The organism is Alteromonas alvinellae (assembly GCF_902705805.1).
In genome coordinates this window covers 18,177-41,114 of record NZ_CACSIH010000184.1, presented here as the reverse complement: position 1 = coordinate 41,114, position 22,938 = coordinate 18,177, and the positions used below count along the sequence as shown (strand labels likewise).

At 46.1% G+C, this 22,938-nt stretch carries 20 protein-coding genes; 18 read left to right on the top strand and 2 right to left on the bottom strand.

Translation table 11 applies throughout. The annotated features are described in order from the left end of the window. Window positions 1-12 precede the first annotated feature (12 nt). Window positions 13-477 carry a sigma D regulator gene (gene rsd, locus ACX5KA_RS13500; RefSeq protein WP_458731399.1) on the bottom strand — a complete coding sequence of 155 codons (465 nt, stop codon included), beginning with the start codon at window positions 475-477 and terminating at the stop codon, window positions 13-15. A 161-nt stretch (window positions 478-638) separates the two neighbouring features. On the opposite strand from rsd, the gene nudC reads away from it, so the two are divergent. The 3 genes from nudC to ACX5KA_RS13485 all read left to right on the top strand — a co-directional run bounded on the left by nudC (window position 639) and on the right by ACX5KA_RS13485 (window position 3,479). Beyond that, window positions 639-1,472: an NAD(+) diphosphatase gene (gene nudC, locus ACX5KA_RS13495; RefSeq protein WP_458731398.1), complete on the top strand. Its 834-nt coding sequence runs from the start codon at window positions 639-641 to the stop codon at window positions 1,470-1,472. 268 nt (window positions 1,473-1,740) lie between these two features. Next, on the top strand, window positions 1,741-2,832 hold the full coding sequence (gene hemE, locus ACX5KA_RS13490; RefSeq protein ID WP_458731397.1) for a uroporphyrinogen decarboxylase: 1,092 nt from the start codon (window positions 1,741-1,743) through the stop codon (window positions 2,830-2,832). A gap of 23 nt (window positions 2,833-2,855) precedes the next feature. Further along, window positions 2,856-3,479, top strand: coding sequence for a hypothetical protein (locus tag ACX5KA_RS13485; RefSeq protein ID WP_458731396.1), 624 nt, complete (start codon window positions 2,856-2,858; stop codon window positions 3,477-3,479). A gap of 65 nt (window positions 3,480-3,544) precedes the next feature. On the opposite strand, the gene queG is transcribed toward ACX5KA_RS13485, so the two are convergent. After that, on the bottom strand, window positions 3,545-4,687 hold the full coding sequence (queG, locus tag ACX5KA_RS13480) for a tRNA epoxyqueuosine(34) reductase QueG (protein ID WP_458731395.1): 1,143 nt from the start codon (window positions 4,685-4,687) through the stop codon (window positions 3,545-3,547). Between the two features lie 6 nt (window positions 4,688-4,693). Between queG and ACX5KA_RS13475 the strand changes: the two genes are divergently transcribed. The 15 genes from ACX5KA_RS13475 to ACX5KA_RS13405 all read left to right on the top strand — a co-directional run bounded on the left by ACX5KA_RS13475 (window position 4,694) and on the right by ACX5KA_RS13405 (window position 22,864). Next, window positions 4,694-6,193 carry a bifunctional ADP-dependent NAD(P)H-hydrate dehydratase/NAD(P)H-hydrate epimerase gene (locus tag ACX5KA_RS13475; protein WP_039233829.1) on the top strand — a complete coding sequence of 500 codons (1,500 nt, stop codon included), beginning with the start codon at window positions 4,694-4,696 and terminating at the stop codon, window positions 6,191-6,193. A 145-nt stretch (window positions 6,194-6,338) separates the two neighbouring features. Then, window positions 6,339-6,821 (top strand): tRNA (adenosine(37)-N6)-threonylcarbamoyltransferase complex ATPase subunit type 1 TsaE, encoded by a 483-nt coding sequence (gene tsaE / locus ACX5KA_RS13470; protein WP_014951096.1) that lies wholly within the window; start codon window positions 6,339-6,341, stop codon window positions 6,819-6,821. A gap of 85 nt (window positions 6,822-6,906) precedes the next feature. Continuing rightward, window positions 6,907-8,256, top strand: coding sequence for an N-acetylmuramoyl-L-alanine amidase (locus ACX5KA_RS13465; RefSeq protein ID WP_039221795.1), 1,350 nt, complete (start codon window positions 6,907-6,909; stop codon window positions 8,254-8,256). 94 nt (window positions 8,257-8,350) lie between these two features. Beyond that, window positions 8,351-10,216 (top strand): DNA mismatch repair endonuclease MutL, encoded by a 1,866-nt coding sequence (gene mutL / locus ACX5KA_RS13460; RefSeq protein WP_458731394.1) that lies wholly within the window; start codon window positions 8,351-8,353, stop codon window positions 10,214-10,216. Between the two features lie 43 nt (window positions 10,217-10,259). After that, entirely contained in the window at window positions 10,260-11,153 is an 894-nt protein-coding gene (gene miaA / locus ACX5KA_RS13455; protein WP_052235480.1) for a tRNA (adenosine(37)-N6)-dimethylallyltransferase MiaA, read from the top strand. Window positions 11,154-11,231: 78 nt separating this feature from the next. Then, window positions 11,232-11,480 (top strand): RNA chaperone Hfq, encoded by a 249-nt coding sequence (hfq, locus tag ACX5KA_RS13450; protein ID WP_014951092.1) that lies wholly within the window; start codon window positions 11,232-11,234, stop codon window positions 11,478-11,480. A 17-nt stretch (window positions 11,481-11,497) separates the two neighbouring features. Beyond that, complete coding sequence (gene hflX, locus ACX5KA_RS13445; RefSeq protein WP_039221803.1) at window positions 11,498-12,787, top strand: ribosome rescue GTPase HflX; 1,290 nt, start codon at window positions 11,498-11,500, stop codon at window positions 12,785-12,787. Between the two features lie 67 nt (window positions 12,788-12,854). Beyond that, window positions 12,855-14,006: an FtsH protease activity modulator HflK gene (gene hflK, locus ACX5KA_RS13440; protein WP_061096083.1), complete on the top strand. Its 1,152-nt coding sequence runs from the start codon at window positions 12,855-12,857 to the stop codon at window positions 14,004-14,006. Window positions 14,007-14,011: 5 nt separating this feature from the next. Next, window positions 14,012-14,893 (top strand): protease modulator HflC, encoded by an 882-nt coding sequence (gene hflC / locus ACX5KA_RS13435; RefSeq protein ID WP_039221808.1) that lies wholly within the window; start codon window positions 14,012-14,014, stop codon window positions 14,891-14,893. 296 nt (window positions 14,894-15,189) lie between these two features. After that, a complete protein-coding gene (locus ACX5KA_RS13430) occupies window positions 15,190-16,791 on the top strand; it encodes an AbgT family transporter (RefSeq protein WP_458731393.1) in 1,602 nt (533 codons plus the stop codon). Between the two features lie 212 nt (window positions 16,792-17,003). Beyond that, entirely contained in the window at window positions 17,004-18,083 is a 1,080-nt protein-coding gene (gene hemH / locus ACX5KA_RS13425; protein ID WP_458731392.1) for a ferrochelatase, read from the top strand. A gap of 93 nt (window positions 18,084-18,176) precedes the next feature. Next, entirely contained in the window at window positions 18,177-18,578 is a 402-nt protein-coding gene (locus ACX5KA_RS13420; RefSeq protein WP_014977648.1) for a DUF4112 domain-containing protein, read from the top strand. 142 nt (window positions 18,579-18,720) lie between these two features. Further along, complete coding sequence (locus tag ACX5KA_RS13415) at window positions 18,721-19,605, top strand: dioxygenase family protein (protein ID WP_458731391.1); 885 nt, start codon at window positions 18,721-18,723, stop codon at window positions 19,603-19,605. A 155-nt stretch (window positions 19,606-19,760) separates the two neighbouring features. Continuing rightward, window positions 19,761-21,401, top strand: a complete 1,641-nt coding sequence (locus tag ACX5KA_RS13410) for an acetolactate synthase large subunit (RefSeq protein WP_039221823.1) — start codon at window positions 19,761-19,763, stop codon at window positions 21,399-21,401. A gap of 32 nt (window positions 21,402-21,433) precedes the next feature. Beyond that, window positions 21,434-22,864: an aldehyde dehydrogenase family protein gene (locus ACX5KA_RS13405; RefSeq protein ID WP_039221826.1), complete on the top strand. Its 1,431-nt coding sequence runs from the start codon at window positions 21,434-21,436 to the stop codon at window positions 22,862-22,864. Window positions 22,865-22,938 lie beyond the last annotated feature (74 nt).

Here is a 22,938-nt window from a genome sequence, read left to right as displayed (position 1 = left end):
TTCATTGTTATATTAAAGCGTCACTTCTGGATCACGTTTTTTAGTGTGTACATGAGCTATTAACTCATCTTCCAAGGCAAAACGCTCTTCTAATGTCTCACCAAGCTTGGCTAGCGCTGAGTCAAATTCAGCTGCCTGCTCGGGCGTTACTGCTTGTGCAAACGTATCATTAAATGCGAGTGCTGCGTCAGTGGTTTTTGTCAATCTGGGGTAAAGTTTATCTCGTAGTGCAAGGCCTTCATTGTCGTTTTCAACCAACATATCGAAAACCTCAAAGTGTCCTACCGACAAATAATCGAGTAATGCGCTGCAAAAGTTGTCTATTTCATCTGGGTCAGGTAAACACTCGCTTCGCTTGTTGATACCTGCTAGTTCACAGAAAGAAACTAACAGTGACTGTCTGTCCATTAACCAGCGGTCAATAACCTGGCTTTTCCCGCCCCATTTTGATTCAACGCTTTCTAACTGTTGCAACATTTTGATGTGTTACCCGTTTAGCGACAATAAGTTTCAGTATAACACTGTGCACTAGCGACACAAATTTTGCGCGAAAAAGTTCGTTTCAAAATGTATGGTGGCGATCTACACGCTTAGTATTTAGTGTAGTATGAAGCATTAAAGAACAGGAGTGATGTGCAATGATGATAAAGTTGGATGAGGCGAAACTAGCTGCTCAGCAAGCCCTGTGGGTAGTGTTTAGTCGCGGCAAAATTGTAGTACAAGAATCGTCTGAGTCTATCCCTGTTGCTTACCTGAGTGATATTCCTTTCTTAGCATCTTATGTCGATGAAATTCATCAACTTCCGCCGCTCAATGAGACGGCGCATAGAGACCTGCCCGTGTATGTTGTTGATTTGGGCGCTGAGCATGTTGACGAGCCCGGTTGGGAACGGGTATCGCTTAGGCAGCTTCTTTTTGCTGAATACGATATTGCCTTTTCCGTTATTGGGCGAGCCTGGCAATACATCCATTTCTTGCGTACTCATCAATTTTGCGGGCAATGCGGCGCGAAAACCGAACGTGTTGATTGGGAAATGGCAATGCATTGTCACCGCTGCAATCATCGCACCTACCCAAGAGTTTCGCCTTGTATCATTGTCTCTATTCATAACACCGAGAAAATTCTTCTTGCGAAAGGCGTTCGCCACCGAGAATCCAATATGTATTCAACCCTTGCAGGCTTCGTAGAAAGTGGTGAAAGTCTGGAGCAAGCGGTACACAGAGAAGTTTTCGAAGAAGTTGGCGTTAAGGTTAAAAACTTGCGCTATTACAATAGTCAGCCATGGCCATTTCCACATTCCTTAATGGTCGGGTTTATTGCCGAGTATGACGACGGGGAAATTCGTTGTCAGGAAAACGAGATAGATGATGCGCAATGGTTTGATATAGATGCGCTGCCGACTATTCCACCGAAAGTGTCTATTGCGGGACAATTAATTGCTGAAACGGTGTCTTTAATTGGCGACAAATAAAAAACCCTGCCGAAGCAGGGTTTCAATAAGTTTAGCACGGTCCCATGTAGGGCTTCTTTTCTTTAACGGTTATAGTATTAGCAAACACTCACTTTAAGTGCAAGCGTCTTTTTAACCTAATGTTCAAGTATTGTTTGTCTTCAATAATCGACACTGCACCGATTTGTCGTTAAAACGTTGATTTTTTTATACAGGTTTTAGCACACCTTGGGTAAGAATACTGGTATACTTTCGCGCTCAAATATCTTCAGTTATTTAGGTGAGTTATATGTCGCAAAATTTCCCCAGTGTTGATAAGCCCGCGTTAAAGAACGATCGTTACTTACGTGCGTTACTTAAGCAGCCGGTTGATGTCACACCTGTATGGATGATGCGACAAGCCGGGCGCTACCTCCCAGAGTACAAAGCGACGCGTGCAGTAGCAGGCGATTTTATGTCGTTGTGCAAGAATGCAGAACTTGCATGTGAGGTGACGCTACAACCTTTACGTCGTTTTTCTCTCGACGCTGCAATTCTCTTTTCGGATATTTTAACCATTCCAGATGCGATGGGCCTCGGTCTTTACTTTGAAACAGGTGAAGGCCCTCGCTTTAAAAATCCAATCACGTGTAAAGCGGATGTGGATAAAATCGGCCTTCCTGATCCAGAAGGTGAATTACAGTACGTAATGAATGCCGTTCGCACAATTCGGCGCGAGCTTAAAGGTGAAGTACCGCTCATTGGTTTTTCTGGAAGCCCTTGGACTCTCGCGACTTACATGGTTGAAGGTGGTTCAAGTAAAGCCTTTACCAAAATCAAAAAAATGGCATTTGCTGAGCCAGCAACGCTTCATGCGTTACTAGCAAAACTGGCTGACTCTGTTACTGAGTATTTAAATGCTCAAATCGCTGCGGGCGCGCAGTCAGTCATGGTATTTGATACTTGGGGTGGCGTGTTATCTCCTCGTGACTACAAAGAATTCTCGCTTCAGTACATGGAGCGCATTGTAAGTGGGCTGACCCGTGAAAATGAAGGTCGTAAAGTACCTGTTACCTTGTTCACCAAAAACGGTGGCATGTGGCTAGAATCGATTGCGGCGACAGGCTGCGACGCAGTAGGTTTAGACTGGACTATCGACATTAAAGAAGCGCGTGCGCGCATTGGCGATAAAGTTGCACTTCAAGGTAATATGGATCCATCAATGCTGTATGCTCAACCGAAAAGAATTGAGCAAGAAGTGGCGTCCATTCTAGAAGGTTACGGTGAAGGTAGCGGTCACGTATTTAATTTAGGTCACGGTATCCATCTAGACGTACCACCTGAGAATGCAGGTGTGTTCGTTAATGCGGTACATGAACTTAGTAAGCAATATCACAAGTAAGCGACTTCGATAAAGGAAGTAAAATGAAAACGTGGCTTGTGTTGTTGCTGATAGCGTTTGCATTGATAGCAGGGTATAAATTTTCTGGCTATCAACACCAACTCAGTGAATCAAATGCAGAAAAAGAGCGGTTAACCAATGTGTTAGCGCGCTCTCGTGCCACGGAAACGAGTGAGCTGAAAGTTATTAAGCCCGCTGCCAAGTTGGTATCAAATGATGCAGGTGCGGTGCTCTTGGATACAAGCGTTGCGAAAAACGGCGTGATGAATGCTGCCCCCGTTAATGAGAATGCCCAAATCATGGCGCCAGAGATTTTCTACACGAAAACCGAAGGCTCACTCAATACGTTTTTTGCGCTGCCGCCTAACAACGAGCGCTTTGTTTTAGACTCGGTAAAATGTGAGAACGGACATTGTGAAATAACGGGTGAGTATGACGGTTCTGAAACTGAGCTGTCGCGAGTTATTGAAGCATTGGAACAGGAGCCGTGGTGGGAATTCGGCTCGCCCATCATAACCACGCAAGTGGCACAACGAGGCCTGAAACTTAACGTTTCTTTCGCCGCATCCCATTCGCCAAATGCTCGTATGCGTTATCGGAATAGCACTCAGGCCGATTTAAACAGTCAGTTTGCTTCGGCGGGTTAACCCTAAAAACCTATATAGCTAAACTAAATGAATTCTCGGTATGCCTTATTCAAGCGTGTACTGCGTTAAGCGTCTCTTGGTAAGCCTTTCTCAATTACGCGAATGAGCCGCGCTTGCTGCCTGTTTTTTGCATCAGACGCTTGTTGTTTCTCTTGCTGCCGCTTAAGGGCCCAATCAATATGTCTGTCCACCAAGTCACTCACGCTCCCTCGTCTTTCTTTCAAAAGCAGAATGCTTTGTTCATCATACGGAGCGTTTCCTAACGCAACGGCAATATTACGCTGCCACTTCTCAAAGCCAATCCGCCTGATGGGAGAGCCTTCCGTATTGCGTAAAAAGGTTTCTTCAGACCAGCCGAAAAGCGCATTGAGACTTTGGCCGTGAAGCACTTGTCGTGGGTGGAAATCTTCTTCACTGGTGACATCGGCAAAGCGATTCCAAGGGCAAACAAGTTGGCAATCGTCACAGCCATAAATGCGATTGCCCATCATGGGGCGTAAACCCTCGGGAATATCTTTGTCTGATTCAATGGTGAGATAGGAAATACAGCGACGGGCATCTACTTTATAAGGCGCAACAATTGCATTGGTCGGGCAGATGGTTAGACACGCCGTGCAGGTGCCGCAACCCTCTTCAATTGGTGAGTCAGTGGGTAATGGCAAATTGATGAACAGCTCACCTAAGAAGAACCAAGAGCCGGCTTCTTTGTTGAGTGTCAGGCTGTGTTTCCCCGTCCAGCCAATACCCGCTTTTTCAGCAATAGCGTGTTCCAATACGGGGGCTGAGTCTACAAACGGGCGATATTGGGTATGCGCCAGGGATGCGGTGATTTTCTCACCTAATTGCTTCAGACGTTTGCGCAGCACTTTGTGGTAGTCACGGCCCAATGCATAGCGGCTGATGTATCCTATTTCTGGCTTTTTTAAATGCTTAGCAAACGAGGCGTCAGGAGGTAAGTAGTTCATGCGAACGCTGATAACCCGTAATGTCCCTGGGACCAACTCATCAGGCCGGGCACGCTTCATCCCATGACTTTCCATAAAGGCCATGTCACCGTGATACCCATTGTCTAACCATTCCCGAAGGTGTGCCTCGTGCTGATGTAGATCAATATCGCTGATGCCAACCTGCTGAAAGCCTAGCGCTGTACCCCAAGCCTTGATATTGTTGGTTAATTCAACAAGGTCGATAGAACTAAATTCGGACATGTGCTCATGCTAGATACTCAATTAACATCAAGTTTATCATACAAATTATTTCGGGCCGATCAGGTTAGGGAAAATGAGGGACAAGCCGCCGCGGATTCGGGCTGCGATATGTTCACGTTGATGCAAAGAGCTGGTGATGTGGTGTTTAAGCAGTGTCTTGAGCTTATGCCAAACTCTGACGTTTACTTAGTGCTGGTGGGGCAAGGTAACAATGCGGGTGACGGCTACATTGCAGCAATAAACGCAAAACTTGCGGGTAAACAAGTGCATTTATGTGCGGTTGAGCCTGAACGTACGCTGGATGGTGATGCTGGCAAAGCGCAGCAGCGCTGGCTCGATTCAGGAGGCAGTATCAATGGGTTTGACGCTGCGCTACTCGAGAAGTCTGACGTAGTGATAGATGCGCTTCTTGGTACAGGTATTAATAGCTATATTCGCAATGAGTTTGCAGACATCATTGATGCGGTGAATGCGTCATCAACACCGGTAGTAAGCGTTGATGTGCCGTCAGGGCTTGATGCAAATACAGGACAGAGCCTGGGACGATGTGTTCAGGCTGATATCACCGTTACTTTTGTGGGCATTAAGCCGGGGCTTGTTACTGGTGCGGGTAAACAATCGTGCGGTAAGTTAGTATATGCGGACTTGGGTATCGGCAAAGCGTTCCAAGCATTAGCTAAAGCGAGCGCGACCATGCTAAATATCGACCACTTTAAAGGTATGGGGCCACGGGAGATTAACAGTCATAAAGGGACTTACGGTCGACTGTTGTGCATTGGCGGTAACCGCGGAACAGCAGGTGCCATTCGCCTTGCCAGTGAAGCCGCACTGAGAAGTGGTGCGGGCATGGTACGTGTGTATACCCATGAGTCGTCGGTCGTTCAGGTAAGTGCAGGCAGACCTGAACTCATGGTTACCGACTTTAATTTGGAAGATGCATTAGCTTGGGCAACCTGTGTGGTTATTGGACCGGGTCTTGGGCAAGATGAATGGGCAGAAAGCGCATTTGAAACCACCATGAAGCACTGTCAAAGCCAAAATAAGCCTGTGGTCATTGATGCTGACGCGCTAAATCTGTTGTGTCAGCAGTCAACCGCGTACACCTTGTCTGACAGTATTTTAACCCCTCACGCTGGCGAAGCTGCCCGTTTACTCGGTGTTTCTATTGATGATGTAGAAAGCGACCGTTTTAACTACGCAAGGCAGTGCTCACAGCGATACCATGCGGTCTGTGTGTTAAAAGGGGCGGGCACGCTTATCGACAATGAAAAGAAAACCTGGGTTTGCCGTCACGGTAATCCCGGTATGGCTACAGCAGGAAGTGGTGATGTATTAAGCGGAATATTGGGTGCGTTGCTCGCGCAAGGTGTAGAAACAGATATTGCAGCGAAATATGGTGTAGTGCTTCATGCTAAGGCTGGCGATGATATTGCCCAACTGTATGGTCAACGTGGTATGATAGCGAGCGATTTGTTTGACGCAGTACGTGCGCTTATAAACCACTAGTTAGCGTGGTTTTGTCTTGAACGGGCAGGCATCTACTGTGTTACACCAGTCCGCATAGAACCTAACTCACCCAGCGCCTTCTGAGTGGGCCATTATCTATGTGGATTGGTATTATTCGGCTTTCTATTACTGTGGAATATTGTTGATGTCTTACCCGCATACCTCTTTTTTTGCTAATGAAGTAGATGATACAGCGCAGCTTGCCAGAGATTTAGCGCAGGCCGTTTCGAGTCAACTCCCTACCGATGCTGTTATTTATTTAAACGGCGACTTAGGTGCAGGGAAAACGACATTTAGCCGATATTTCATTCAATCTTTAGGTCATTCAGGTAGCGTTAAAAGTCCAACATATACATTGGTTGAACCTTATGAGTTGGACGGCGTCAATATCTATCACTTCGACCTGTACCGCTTAGCCGACCCAGAAGAGTTAGAGTTCATGGGAATTCGCGATTACTTTGGTTCGGGCGCAATCGCGCTTATTGAATGGTCGGAAAAAGGGGGCGAATACTTGGCATCCCCAGACTTAGTGATTAGTATAAATATTACGCCATCGGGTAGGCAGTTTAATTTGGAAGCAAAAAGTGCCCACGGTGCTAAATTGCTTCAGCAATGCAAGCGCGTTTAGCGCAAATGCGAAATGAAAGAAAAACTGAATAAATAGCCGCTCCGGAGTTGACGAGAGCAGCATAACAATAACAGAAAGGCTAATTATGGTGCGCAGTATAGTTTCGGTATTATTATTGTGTTTCGTCGTGCATTTCGCACACGGTGCGCAAAATAACATCGACGGGGTTAGGATATGGCCGTCGCCGGACAATACGCGCGTTGTTTTCGATATGAAATCAGCGCCAGAGTTCACCTATTTTACGCTCAAAAATCCGCTTCGGCTTGTCATCGATCTTAATAACACCAGCGACACCGCTAAGCTTTCTGGCATTGAAGACAGCGGTGATTTGATTAAAAAGCTGCGCTACTCCACACCGAAAAACAAATCATCTGCCAGAGTGGTTGTTGAGCTCAATAGAAATACAAAGCCTTCGTTATTTGCAGTAACCCCCGATGGTGCTTACGGACACAGGCTGGTTGTCGATTTACCAGATAGCGCGCCGAAGCCGTCGCCAACGTTATCAGCGTCGGCATTAACTGGCTCTGTCGTTATTGATGATTCTACCAGTGCCCGAGACCGAGACATTATCGTCGCCATCGACGCCGGGCATGGTGGACATGACCCAGGTTCAATCGGTCCGGCTGGTACCTATGAAAAGCACATCACCCTGAGTATCGCCAAAAAGTTGGAAGACATGATAAACAGGGAGCGAGGTATGCGCGCCATCATGACTCGTGGCGATGATTATTATGTCTCTCCGAATCGACGTCCTGAAATTGCGCGCGAGAAAAAAGCCGATTTGCTTATATCCATCCACGCCGATGCGTTTAGCCAGCCCCAGCCTCGAGGCGGTTCGGTGTGGGTACTATCCATGCGAAGAGCCGATACCGAACTAGGCCGATGGCTAGAAAAATCAGAACGTCACTCTGAATTACTCGGTGGTGCAGCTGAAGTGATCAATGATAAATCAAGCGAGCGATATCTTACTGAAACCATACTGGGTTTATCGATGGATCACAGTATGGCGACCAGCCACGATTTAGGTAATAAAGTGGTTGAAGAGCTAAAGCAGGTGACCAGTCTGCATAAAAGAAAACCACAAGCCGCCAGTTTTGCAGTTTTGACCGCGCCTGACATCCCCTCTATTTTGGTCGAAGTTGGTTTCATTTCTAATCCGCAAGAAGAGAAGAATCTGAACTGGTCTAAACATCGCGAACGCTTAGCGAATGCCATGTTTAATGCGACTAAGCGTTACTTCAAGCAAGTTCCCCCTGATGGTACACTGTGGGCACAAGAAAGGGCGAATAACCGAACGCACAAAGTAAGAAGCGGCGAGTCGCTTTCGTTATTAGCACAGCGTTACAATGTAAAAGTAAGCAGCATCAAAGCCGCCAACGATCTTTCAAGTGATGTTGTACGCGTAGGGCAGGTACTAAATATTCCGAGAACATAAACAAAGGTTTTGTTTCATCGGCTTTTTTAGCACTCGTTGCACTTACATGTCGTATCGCCACGAATCCATACAGTTAATATCATAGGGTAGTCCTTTGCCTATACAGCTTTTATCTCCCCAACTTGCTAACCAGATTGCCGCTGGTGAAGTGGTTGAGCGCCCCGCGTCTGTGGTTAAAGAGTTACTAGAAAACAGCCTTGATGCTGGTGCCACCAAAATAGAAGTCGATATTGAAAAAGGTGGCCACAAACGCATTCGAATAAAAGACAATGGGTCAGGCATTGTCAAAAGTGAACTGCAGCTGGCATTGAGTCGCCATGCAACCAGTAAAATCACCACTTTGGATGACTTAGAACAAATTCTCTCTCTTGGCTTTCGTGGCGAAGCGCTGGCCAGTATTAGCTCGGTAAGTCGGTTGACACTGACATCGCGCACTGAGTCTCAAGGTGAAGCGTGGCAGGCCTATTGTGAGGGCAGGGAGATGGCGGTAAATATCCAGCCAGCGGCCCACCCTGTTGGCACCACAATTGACGTGGCAGATCTGTTTTACAACACGCCAGCAAGACGTAAGTTTTTACGCACCGAAAAAACCGAATTTCAGCATATTGAAGAAGTCATAAAACGCATAGCACTGAGCTATCCCAAGGTTTCATTTGTTTTAAAACACAACGATAAAGTAGTAAAGCGCTTTATCGCCGACAAAGCAGGCAGTTTAGCCACCCGAATTGGTGCTGTGGTTGGACAAAAGTTTGTTCAAAACGCCGTACATATTAGTACTGAGTATGAAGGTCTTCACATTGATGCTTGGCTAGGTAATGAGGCCATGCTTCGCAGCAGTAATGATTGCCAGTTCAGTTTTGTTAACGGCAGAGGCATGCGAGATAAGCTTATTATGCACGCTATTCGCCAAGCGTACGAAAGCGTTTGGGGTGTGGTGGAGCAACCAAGCTTTGTGGTGTACTTAACGGTTAACCCTAAAGATGTGGATGTAAATGTTCATCCCGCCAAGCATGAGGTGAGGTTTCAACAAGGCAGATTGGTACACGACTTTATCTGTAAAACCGTGAGTGATGCGCTGCACGCCATGACCGATGAACAGCCGTTATCAGGAATGGACGCAAACCACCCTTCTGGCTCAGGCTTTATGTCATCTCAGGTAGAACACGACTATATCAGGCCCTTGCAAGAGCAAACGCCTGATAACGATCGCACATTTAATGAAAACTCTCATTATCCATCGGGGGCATATTCGCAAAATTCGATGCAAAGTCGTGGTCAATACCTTGGTAACGCGAAATCGCCATCAGCGGGAAGTTTTAGTGGTAGCGGTGGCGCGACGTCGTTGCAAGGAAGAGGACAAAGCCGAGGACCAAGCGCTGCATATCAATCTAGCTATAACGCTTTGATGACGCCAAATAGTGCCATTGTTGATAGTGGTAGCGGTGAACAGCGGGTGAATGGTCACGTTAATCTCTCTCCCTCGTGCCGAATTTACCCAAAGTCAGAAAAAATCTACCTTCTTTTTGCAACTAAAGTTGCAAGTATCTGGTTAAGCGAACTATTTTTAAAAGCAGAGCATGGTCAACCGCTTTTGATGCCTGTGGCAGTCTCACTAGAAAACGTCGATGAAAACCTTGTTGAGTTACTAAACGCATCGCATTTTGAGGTGAACAAAGTAGCGGGTAAATACCGCTTGCAGCAAGTGCCAGCGGGAACACGGCATTTACCTTGGTTAAAATGGTTTGAATTCTTTTTATCCATTGAAGGTGCAGGTGAAGTAAATTCGCTTGAAGCAGCGATGAAATCACTGACTTTAAATGAACTCGTGCTAGACGACGAGGTATTGAATACGCTCTGGTACTGGTTGGATCAGCAAAGCGAAGCGAAACAATGGGAAATTATTGAGCAATTTGGTAAAGTGCGCCCCTTAAATTTAGTGCTAGATGTATGGGGAGAATAAAGTGTCCAATGGCATAAATTCTGCATTGCCTGTAATTGCAATTATGGGACCCACAGCATCGGGTAAAACCGGTCTGGCGCTAGATATAGCGGCTAAGGTTGACAGTGAAGTAATTAGTGTTGATTCGGCCCTTGTATATAAAGGCATGGATATTGGCACAGCAAAACCTTCGCAGGACGAGCAAGCAGGTGTAGTGCATCACCTAATTGATATTATCGACCCTGCTGAAAGTTATTCGGTGTCGCAATTTGTAAACGATACCAATGCGCTGATTGGCGATATTTTATCTCGCGGCAAAGTGCCAATTTTGGCTGGCGGTACAATGATGTACTTTAATGCCTTGATAAATGGAATTTCGCCACTACCTAAGTCAGATGAAAAGGTACGGGATGAAATAACACAGCAGGCACAACGCTTGGGTTGGTCTAAATTACACGATGAATTACGTGGTGTAGACCCAATTAGTGGTGAGAGAATTCACCCTAATGATCCTCAGCGAATAACCCGTGCACTAGAGGTGTATAGAAGTACTGGCAAGACGTTGACACATTGGCAACAGCAAGAGGGGGAAAGGTGCCCTTATAATATTGCACAATTTGCCATAGCGCCCGCTGACAGGGCAGTGTTGCACGAACGTATCGCGACTCGCTTCGACATGATGTTGGAAGCAGGTTTCGAGCAAGAAGTATTAAAACTCTATGAGCGCAGTGATCTTCATGAAGATTTACCTTCTATACGTTCAGTAGGGTATAGACAAATGTGGCAGTATCTAGACGGCCAACTGAGTTATGCAGAAATGCGTGAGAGAGGCATTATCGCTACAAGGCAACTCGCCAAACGTCAGCTTACGTGGTTACGGGGCTGGGAGCAGGTTACATGGCTAGACACATTTGCTAACGATAATTTGACTAAAATTACAGCGAAAGTCACACTTTAAATGTTTGAGTGTGGTATACATTAGACGTGCGGTGATAGTGAAATTTCTATCACGAATAATAAAAACTAAGGATATCAAATGGCTAAAGGGCAATCATTACAAGACCCATTCTTGAACGCTTTGCGTAAGGAACGTATTCCAGTATCAATTTATCTGGTAAATGGTATTAAACTTCAGGGACAGGTTGAGTCATTCGACCAGTTCGTTATTTTACTGAAGAACACAGTAAGCCAAATGGTGTATAAGCACGCAATTTCTACTGTTGTTCCAGCACGCGCTATCACTATGCCTAGCGCAGGAGATTCTGAAAATACTAAAGGTGAATAAATTAAAAGGTAACGCGCTTGTTTGACCGTTATGAAGCCGGTGAACAGGCTGTACTTGTTCATGTTAATTTTTCCGACGAGAACAGTAAAGAAGACTTAGGTGAGCTTGAATTGCTTGTGTCTTCAGCAGGGGTGAATGCGGTAGAGGTTATTACGACGTCACGCAGTGCGCCTCATGCTAAGTTTTTTGTCGGATCAGGTAAGGCAGAGGAAATAGCAGCAGCGGTTAAAGCACATGATGCTAACGTTGTTATTTTCAACCACGCGCTTTCTCCTTCTCAGGAGCGAAATTTAGAAGCGGTGTGTAAATGCCGGGTGTTAGATAGAACCGGGCTAATTCTCGACATTTTTGCGCAGCGCGCAAGAACACATGAGGGTAAGCTCCAGGTCGAACTAGCCCAGTTGAGGCATATCTCAACCCGTCTTATCAGAGGATGGACCCACCTCGAGCGTCAAAAAGGTGGTATTGGTCTTCGCGGTCCAGGTGAGACACAGCTAGAAACTGACCGTCGATTGCTTCGTGGACGTATTAAAGCCATTCTTCGTCGATTGGAGAAAGTGCAAAAGCAACGCGAGCAGGGTCGTCGCTCGCGCAAACGCGCTGAAATTCCAACGGTATCCTTAGTTGGCTATACGAATGCGGGAAAATCGACGCTGTTTAACACCATTACCGACTCACACGTTTACGCTGCCGATCAGCTGTTTGCAACGCTGGACCCAACGTTACGTAAAATCGAGTTAAAAGATGTTGGTCCCGCTATTTTGGCCGACACGGTTGGTTTTATTCGTCATCTTCCCCACGACTTAGTTGCTGCGTTCAAAGCGACTCTTCAAGAGACTCAAGAAGCAGATTTACTGCTCCATGTGGTTGATATTGCTGATGCAAAATATCGCGAAACCATGGATGAAGTTAATGATGTACTTGAAGAAATTGAAGCTGGAGAGATTCAACAATTACTAATCTGTAATAAGATTGATAAACTAGACGACGTTCAACCGCGTATAGAAAGAAACGACGAAGGCGTGCCTGTTAGAGTGTGGCTATCTGCACAAACAGGCGAAGGAACGGAATTATTGAGCCAAGCTTTAACCGAATGTTTAGGTAAAAGCATGGTGAATTACACGTTGAAGATTCCGCCTGCACAAAGTCGATTGCGCGGCGTGTTGTTCGAACTAAACTGTATTGCTAGTGAAGAATACGACAGTCAGGGAGACTGGGTAGTTGATGTAAGAATGCCCGCCGCTGACTGGAACAGGCTTGAAAAGCGTCTGGAAAACGGAATATCAGAGTATGTTGTGCGACATTAGTCAGTGCTAGTCACTGCATTGAGCATGCGAAATTCAAAAATATAACAGTAATCTATGGAGTATCAGCATGGCTTGGAATGAGCCGGGTGGCAATAATAACGACCCGTGGAAGAATCGCGGTGGGAAAGAGCAAGGTCCCCCAGATTTGGACGATGTGTTTAAAAACTTATTTGGTAAGTTTGGAAAGTCAGGTGGCAACGGTGGCGGCTCAGGCAAAAGCCTAGGCGGTATTGGTGCTGGTATTCTTGTAGGTTTACTTGTCGTAATTTGGTTCATTAGTGGCTTTTACACCATTCGTGAAGCAGAGCGCGGCGTAGTCCTTCGTTTTGGTGAGTATCACGAGCAGGTTGAACCAGGTCTTCGTTGGGCACCAACGTTTATTGATTCAGTTATTCCTGTAGATGTTCAGTCAATTCGCGACCAGTCATCTTCAGGTTCTATGCTTACAGAAGACGAAAACGTGGTAAGCGTTCAAATGGAAATGCAATTTCGCGTTGTAGATCCGTATCGTTGGACGTTTGCCGTTGAAAGCCCTGAGCAGAGCTTAAGCCAGTCGCTTGATAGTGCTATTCGCTACGTTGTTGGTCACTCTAAGATGGATGATGTGTTGACTGACGGTCGTGAGGTAACGCGTCAGCGCGTTTGGGAAGAGCTACAAGCTATCATTGAACCCTACAACATGGGTGTTTCCATTATCGATATGAACTTCCGTGATGCTCGTCCACCTGAGCAAGTTAAAGATGCATTCGATGATGCCATTGCTGCACAGGAAGATCAACAGCGCTTCATTCGTGAAGCTGAAGCTTATGCGAGAGAGATTGAGCCACGTGCACGTGGTCAAGTAAATCGTATGAATGAAGAAGCGCAAGCCTATAAAGAGCGTGTAACGTTGGAAGCGCAGGGTGAAGTGGCACGTTTTGAAGAGCTGCTTCCACAATATGAGCGTGCTCCTCAAGTTACTCGCGAGCGTATTTATCTAGAGACCATGGAAGAAGTGTTGGGTAATACCAGCAAGATCATGGTTGATAGTAAAGGCGGCAATAACATGATGTATTTGCCTTTAGATAAGATTATGGAACGCCAGCAATCAACTAATAACAAGAATACTCGCAATACACTGGAAGGCTTACAAGCACCAGTAACTGATGCTAACGGCCGCAGCCGCAACAGCTCGCCAAGTATGGGCTTGCGTGGCGATAGCTACAGAGAGGGGAGATAAGCACAATGAAGAATTTGTTAATTGCAGTATTTGTTCTTCTTGTAATGCTTGCATCAGGCTCACTGTTTGCAGTTAAAGAAGGCGAGCGCGCCATTGTTATTCAGTTTGGTAAAGTGCAAAGAGACGATGCGACCGGCGATACAAAAGTATTTGAACCAGGCCTTCACTTTAAACTTCCATTTATCGATTCAGTCCGTGTTCTTGATGCGCGAATTCAAACGTTAGATGGATCACCAGACCGCTTTGTAACAAGCGAGAAGAAAGACCTGATTGTTGACTCTTATGTTAAGTGGCGCATAGAAGACTTTGCACGTTACTATCTATCAACGGGGGGCAACAAGCTGCAAGCAGAAGCGCTACTGAAGCAAAAAGTAAACAACGGCCTACGTTCTGAGTTTGGTACTCGTACTATTGCACAAATCGTTTCTGGTGAGCGTTCAGCGCTTATGAACCAAGCAATGGAACAAGCTTCTACATCGTCTGACGAGCTTGGTATTGAAATTGTAGACGTACGCGTTAAGCAGATTAACTTACCTACTGAGGTGAGCAACTCGATCTTCCAGCGTATGCGCGCAGAGCGTGCCGCCGTAGCTCGTGAGCACCGTTCAGAAGGTCAAGAGCAAGCCGAAGTCATTAAGGCGAACATCGATGCTAAGGTAACGGTAATGCTTGCTGATGCTGAGCGTAATGCTCGACAACTTCGCGGTGAAGGTGATGCGATTGCGGCACAAATTTACGCTGACGCTTACTCAAAGAACGCTGATTTTTACAGCTTCCTGCGCAGTATGGATGCGTATAAGCAAAGCTTTAACAGCAAACAAGATGTCATGGTTATTGCACCAGATAGCGACTTCTTCAAGTATATGAACAAGTCAAACGGTAACTAAATAGCCGTAATTTGAAGCTTTAAAAACCAGTCTTTTTAGACTGGTTTTTTTACGCCTTTCAAAAGGCTAAAGGTATGATATAGCGGGTTATATTTAATCAGCGTAGCCGGGCAATTTTAGGAAAATATACACTGACTTAACCCTTCATTTACCCTACCTACTGCCAAATTTTCACAGAATCGGGTAAAATACCACCTGAATATTATTAAAACACGTCACTATTTATGTACAAGGTTGATGCCTTCCCAGCATTAACCTTGGTGTGGTAGACGTCAATAAACGACAGAGGGAAGATTTTGACAACGGAAAATACAAATACAGTGTCTGCCGATGATAGGGGCGGACAAGGTGGGTTATTCTCGCGATTTCTCACCACGGTGGAATGGTTAGGAAACCTGCTCCCACATCCAGTAACGCTGTTCGCTCTGCTTTCACTTTTTATAGTGTTACTTAGTGGGATACTTGGTTACTTTGACATTGCTGTGGCTGACCCTCGCCCAATAGGTGCAAAGGGGCGCGAAGAAGACGGTATGATTGAAGTCATATCGCTGATGAGCGCAGAAGGTTTGCAGCGAATAGTAACGGGTTTGGTCACCAACTTTACTGGCTTTGCGCCGCTGGGTACCGTACTTGTTGCGCTTCTTGGTGTATCGGTAGCAGAACATTCTGGCCTTTTGTCGGCAGCTATGCGCGCATTGGTGATGAATGCCTCTAAACGTGCCGTGACCTTTGCTATCGTCTTCGCAGGTATCATTTCAAACACAGCATCAGAGCTTGGCTACGTGGTACTTATTCCACTGGCAGCGATGATTTTCCACTCGTTAGGTCGTCACCCGTTAGCGGGTCTGGCCGCCGCGTTTGCAGGTGTATCGGCTGGCTATAGCGCCAACCTACTGCTTGGAACTGTTGACCCACTGTTGTCGGGTATCACGGAAGCCGCTGCTCACATGATTGACCCCTACTATATGGTAGGCCCAGAAGTAAACTGGTACTTCATGTTCATCAGTACCTTCGTTGTAGCCACAATGGGAGCGTTGGTCACCGAAAAGGTTGTTGAGCCGAGACTCGGTAAATTTGACCCTGCTGATGCTTCCATAGATTTAGGCAAGCAATCAATGGACGCGCCTACGGATTTAGAAAAGAAAGGCCTGCGTTGGGCAGGGATATCGTTTGTTATAGTTTGCGCGATATTAGCGCTAACGGTAGTGCCAGAAAACGGTATATTGCGTCATCCAGAAACAGGTGAAGTAGCGGGCTCTCCGTTCCTTAAAGGCATTGTTGCTTTCATCTTTATTACTTTTGCTATCCCTGGTTTTGTCTACGGGAAAGTCACCAAGTCGATGAAGAACGACAAAGATGTTATTGATGCCATGTCTAAAAGCATGGGGGCAATGGGTCTTTACATTACGCTAGTATTCTTTGCTGCGCAGTTTGTTGCGTTTTTCAAATGGACAAACCTAGGCACAGTATTAGCCGTTAAAGGTGCTGCGTTGTTACAAGCGGCAGGGTTAGATGGCCCAGCGGTGTTTATTCTGTTCATTTTGATGTGTGGTGTAGTGAACCTGTCGCTAGGGAGTGCATCAGCGCAATGGGCGGTAACAGCACCTATTTTTGTGCCAATGCTCATGCTCATAGGTTACGCGCCTGAAGTGATTCAAGCTGCATACCGTATTGGTGATTCAGTCACAAACGTTATCGCACCTATGATGAGCTATTTCGGACTAATCTTGGCCATGGCTGCAAGGTACAAGAAAGACTTGGGAATGGGCACGCTCATTGCCATGATGCTGCCTTACTCAATGGTGTTTATCGTAGGTTGGACAATTTTGTTCTACATTTGGGTGTTCCTACTCGGTATGCCGGTAGGCCCAGGCGCAGCGACTTACTATCAGCCTTAAATAGATAGCTTTACGGGCTGCCACACGCATAATGCGGCAGCAAACTAAGAAAGCGGCATGTGTTTTTGAAAAGTATTTTCGAACACCTGTCGCTTTTTTAATGCCCAAAATCTATTAACGCAATCGCACTTTTTTGGCGTTATAGCAGATCATAATCTAAGGTAATTCAGTATAATACGGATATAACGCAGTACTTCTCGGACTATGAATAGATGAAATACAAATCGAACAAAGGTTTTACTCACGGGCAACCAGATAAAATTGGCGTACTGGTAACGAATTTGGGGACACCGGAAGCGCCAACTAAGCAGGCGTTACGCCCTTATTTGAAAGAGTTTCTTTCTGACCCGCGGGTTGTGGAAGTGCCTAAAGCGATTTGGTGGTTTGTATTAAATGGCATCATTTTGAACTTTCGCCCTAAGCGCTCAGCTGAGGCTTATTCTACTGTATGGACGGATGAAGGTTCTCCGCTGATGGCAATCACAAAAGCGCAGGCGAGTGCCATAGCAGAACGCTGCAAAGCCCAATATGGTGATGACGTAATTGTCGATTTTGCCATGCGCTACGGCAAGCCCGCCATAGGTGATACCATCGAGTCCATGTTGGAAAAAGGCGTACGCAAACTCGTCGTTTTACCGCTTTACCCTCAATACAGCGCGTCGACAACTGGCTCCACATTTGATGCTATCGCTAAGGATTTCACCTCTCGCCGTTGGTTACCTGAACTTCGCTTCGTGAATCACTATCACGACCGCGATAATTTCATCACCGCGCTGGCGAACAAAGTAAAAGCGCATTGGGAAACCCATGGAAGAGCGGACAAGCTTATTTTGTCTTACCACGGAATTCCTAAGCGCTATTTAATGAATGGTGATCCCTATCACTGCGAGTGCCACAAAACGTCGCGTTTGCTTGCCGAGAAACTTGGCCTTTCACACGACGAATATATGACAACCTTCCAATCTCGTTTTGGTCGAGAAGAGTGGTTGAAACCGTATACAGATGAAACGTTAAAGTCTTTACCTGAAAAAGGGGTGAAATCCATTCAGGTTATGTGCCCTGGCTTCTCAGCCGATTGTTTGGAAACGATTGAAGAAATTGGTGAAGAGAATCGCGAGTACTTTATGGAGGCTGGCGGTGAACGCTATGAATATATCGCGGCACTTAACAGTGACAAAGAACACATAGACGTGCTTTTTGACATAGTGCAAGAAAACCTGCATGGGTGGACAGTACAGTCGGACAACGGTTTGCGCGCAGGCTTAGCAAGAGCGTTAGGCGCTGAAAAGTAGCGTTTGAAAAGCTGACAGTAAACGTTTCGAGGAAAACCAATAGGGAAATCACCCTTGGTGGCGCATTTATTATATTAAAAGGGAGATAAGGTCGTGGAAGGCAAAGCACCAAAGGCACTACTTAAAGCGCAAAAACTGGCGAACTTGCTGGATACTGCTGTAAAGCTCCCTTTTATCCCAATAAGAATAGGCTTGGATTCAATCGTGGGCCTTATCCCAGGAGCCGGTGACGCGCTGATGCTCTTCGTTTCACTTCGAATAGTTTGGCTGGGAAAATCATTGGGTATGCCCAAAGCGCTAATAGCTCAAATGGTAAAAAATTCAGCAATCGACTTTGGCTTAGGTTTTATCCCATTTGTTGGCGACATCGTGGATATATTCTATAAAGCCAATCAGAAAAATGTTCGTATTATGGAACGCTGGTGGATAAGCGAAAATAAACATGAGGTAGATAAAGTAACACAGAAGGCGCTATCCGAATGGAGTGCTGAATAACCTAGGTTTAGTTACCCAAATACCTGCGCTTTTTTCATTTTGCTTATTTACTGTGTAAAGCTACGTAAAGCTTGAGTAAATAAGAGAACCTTGTCCTTTAGCTAAATGTCTTTTTTGCAAAGACAACCAAGGGCAACGTACGATGACATCAAAAAAATTAACGGAAGAGCCGCTCAAGCGACGCCGCTTTATGAAAACAGCGGTGGGGCTTACATTGGCTCCTATTGCTATCGGGTTGTGGGGTTGTGGAGGTTCTAATTCCACCTCTGGCAGTTCCACAACACCTAACTCCTCATCTTCTAATAATGACACCGACTCAAATGCAGGGTCAGAAGAAGATTTTGACGGTTGGGCAAGCGGTGGCACGTCAGCTATGACGTCAGGCTTTCCAGACGATAGTTTATTTGACACTGCTTCTGTATGCAGTGTGGCTCTCACAGGTTCTCAAACGGAAGGCCCGTGCTATTTTCAAAGTGACTATCTTGACGACATCTCATATGAGCAAACAGGTTTGCCGATGATGTTGTGTCTGCAGTTAATTGATGAAGCCTGCAATCCCCTATCTGGTTATGAAATTGAAGTATGGCATTGCGATGTAGATGGCGTTTATTCAGGAGATACCAGTGATAGTGCTGATGCCAGCGGCTTTAATTCGGCATTTTGCACGGGAAATGAAGCGAATGCATTAAGTGCGAAGTGGTTCAGAGGTATTGCGGTGACAGATGCTAGCGGAAGAATAAACCTAAAAAGCTGTTTTCCCGGCTGGTACAGCAGTCGAGCTATCCACATCTATTTTCGTATACGTCGCAACAATATTGATCAATTGGTTTCTCAATTTGGCTTTTCCGATAGCTTTTGCCAAGACATTTGTACCAATCATCCCGACTACAGTCACCGGGGTGAGCCAGACACGTTGCTGGGGCAAGATACAGTGTTTGGCAGTGACTACAATGAATATACATTCAGTGTGTCACAAAACGAAGATGGTTCTTTGCTCGCATACAAGCGCATAATAATCAGTGATTAGACTTCCTTTTTCTCTCCTATACACTATTTTTTTTTTAACATGCCCGTTCGCAACGGGCATTTTATTACGCACAGTAAACCCATTCGCAGCATTGTTTCGTAGCACAACTAAGAATAACTTTATTTCTTGCTCAAATTACAAGGAGCGTGCAGCACATGAAAGCGTCCGACTTATTTGTGAAAGCGTTAGAAGCAGAAGGCGTGGAGTACGTCTTTGGTATCCCAGGCGAAGAAAACCTAGACTTACTTGAGTCGTTGCGCGAGTCCTCCATTAAGCTGGTGCTGACTCGTCACGAGCAAGGGGCGGGCTTTATGGCCGCCACTTACGGTAGGCTGACTGGAAAAGTAGGAGTTTGCCTATCAACCCTTGGGCCTGGTGCCACTAATTTAGTTACGCCCGCAGCCTATGCTCAGTTAGGCGCGATGCCAATGTTGATGATAACGGGGCAAAAGCCAATCAAAACCAGCAAGCAAGGTCGCTTTCAAGTTATCGATATCGTGGACATGATGCGGCCCATTACCAAATTCACCAATCAAATAGTAAGTGGAGACCGAATACCTTCTACCGTTCGAGAGGCTTTCCGACTGGCGTCAGAAGAGCGCCCTGGCGCAGTGCACTTAGAATTGCCTGAAGATATTGCAGCGGAGCAAACGAATGCGCAGCTTTTAACACCCAGTAGAACGCGTAGACCCATCGCCGAATATAAAGCAATCGCTTCTGCCATCACAATGATAGAAGAGGCTCAATCTCCTTTGTTATTGATTGGCGCAGGCGCAAATAGAAAGCTTACTGCAAAAATGCTAAGGGAGTTTGTTGATAAAACCTGCATTCCGTTTGTTACAACTCAAATGGGTAAAGGGGTACTGAACGAAAGCGATCCTCGTTTTGCAGGAAACACCGCATTGTCTGACGGCGATTTTGTGCATAGAGCTATTGAGCGTGCAGACCTTATTATCAACGTAGGCCACGATGTGGTAGAAAAGCCACCATTCTTCATGCATCACAACGATAAAAAAGTGATTCATGTTAACTTTGATTCGGCTGCAGTAGACCCTGTTTACTTCCCACAACTCGAAGTAGTTGGAGATATTGCTAATAGCATTTGGCAGATAAAAGAAGGCATTACTCCCCAAGACAGTTGGAAACTCGACTTCTACAAAGATGTGCATCAAGCCTATGTAGACCACCGTGCTGAAGCAGAAGATGACGACCGGTTCCCCATTTTACCCGAACGCTTAGTACGCGACATACGAAAGGTGATGCCAGACAATGGTATCGTCACTTTAGACAACGGGGTTTATAAAATTTGGTTTGCAAGAAACTACCCGGCTTATCACCCAAACACGCTGCTGCTGGATAACGCGCTTGCGTCGATGGGGGCTGGCTTGCCCTCAGCGATCGCTGCAAAACTCGTTAACCCAGATGCGCCCGTGTTAAGTGTATGTGGTGACGGTGGCTTTATGATGAATAGCCAAGAAATTGAGACCGCCGTCAGGCTTAAGCTAGACCTTGTGGTGATCATCTTGCGTGATGACGCGTACGGAATGATTAAGTGGAAACAAGCAAACATGCAGTTTGATGAGTTTGGCTTAGATTATGGTAATCCCAACTTTGTAAAATATGCGCAAAGTTATGGTGCGCAGGGCTGGAGAGTTGACGACGCGGATGTACTTATTCACTTAGTTGATAAGTGTTTGAACACAAAAGGCGTACATATTATCGATTGTCCAGTTGATTACAGTATGAATGACAAAACACTAAATCATACGATTAAAGAGCTTAGCGCCAAGCTTTAAGCCAAACGTAACAGAAAGGTAAGGAGTAAAAAATGTTGAAGGAAAGCTATCCCTATTATTTAGCGAGTGAGCCACATTATGCCAATACCGACTTGGACGTGACTAATAAATACACCGGAGAGGTAGCAACCAAGGTGGCGATGGCCGATGCGGATACCATCGATAAGGCCATTGCTGCAGCAGAAGAAGCGCAGCCTGCGATGGCCGCCATGGCTCCTTTCGAAAGACAAGCGGTGCTAGAGCACTGTGTGAAGCGCTTTACCGAAAGAGCCGATGAGTTGGCACAAGCGCTTTGTATAGAGGCTGGTAAGCCAATTAAAGACGCTAAGGGCGAAGTCAGCCGCCTTATCGATACCTTCAAAATAGCGGCAGAAGAATCAGTGCGTATTAACGGCGAGGTGGTGAATTTAGAAATCTCGGCGCGCGCCAAAGGTTATCAGGGCATGACCAAGAAAGTCCCTATAGGTCCATGTTCATTCATATCGCCGTTTAACTTTCCTCTGAATTTGGCTGCGCACAAGGTGGCGCCTGCAATCGCGGCAGGCTGTACTTTTGTACTAAAGCCTGCCTCGCGAACTCCTATTGGTGCGCTCATTATTGGAGAGGTATTAGCTGAAACCGACTTACCCAAAGGCGCATTTTCTATTCTACCTTGTAGCCGTGACGGCGCTGATTTATTCACCACTGATGAAAGACTAAAGCTGCTTAGCTTCACAGGTTCACCTGATGTGGGCTGGGCGCTTAAAGCAAAAGCAGGAAAGAAACCTGTGGTATTAGAGCTTGGCGGTAATGCGGCCTGTGTAATTGATGAAGATGCTGACATTGAAGACGCTATCGACCGCGTAATTGTTGGGGCTTACTACCAATCTGGTCAAAGCTGTATCAGTGTTCAGCGCCTTTTAGTGCATAGCAAAATATACGATGAATTTAAGTCTCGCTATGTAGAAAAAGTGAAAGCCTTAGTGTCTGGCGACCCGTCTAATGAAGACACCTTTATTGGCCCTATGATCTCAGAAGGCGAGGCAGAGCGCCTTCACGGCTGGATTGAAGAAGCAAAAGAGAAAGGTGCCACCATTCTATGCGGCGGAACGCGAGACGGCGCCATGCTTGAGGCTACGGTAATGGAAAATGTACCAAAGGATTGTGATGCCAGTGCCGAAGAAGCGTTTGGCCCTCTATCTATTCTGGTGCCATTCGATGACTATGACGAAGCGCTTGAAGAAGTAAATAACAGCCGCTACGGACTGCAAGCAGGTGTGTTTACCCGCGATATATACAAAGCGCACAAAGCATGGGACGTGCTTGACGTTGGTGGTGTGGTCATTGGAGATGTACCTAGCTGGCGGGTGGACAACATGCCCTATGGTGGCGTGAAGGACTCAGGTCTAGGGCGCGAAGGTATTCGCTATGCGATTGAAGATATGTCTGAAACACGCCTTATGGTTATTCGTACTCCTCAGTAGTAGATTGAACTTCACTGCGCAATCAAGCAATGTTCGCGCAATAGTGCGAATATAAGCATTCGAGGGCGAGGCGG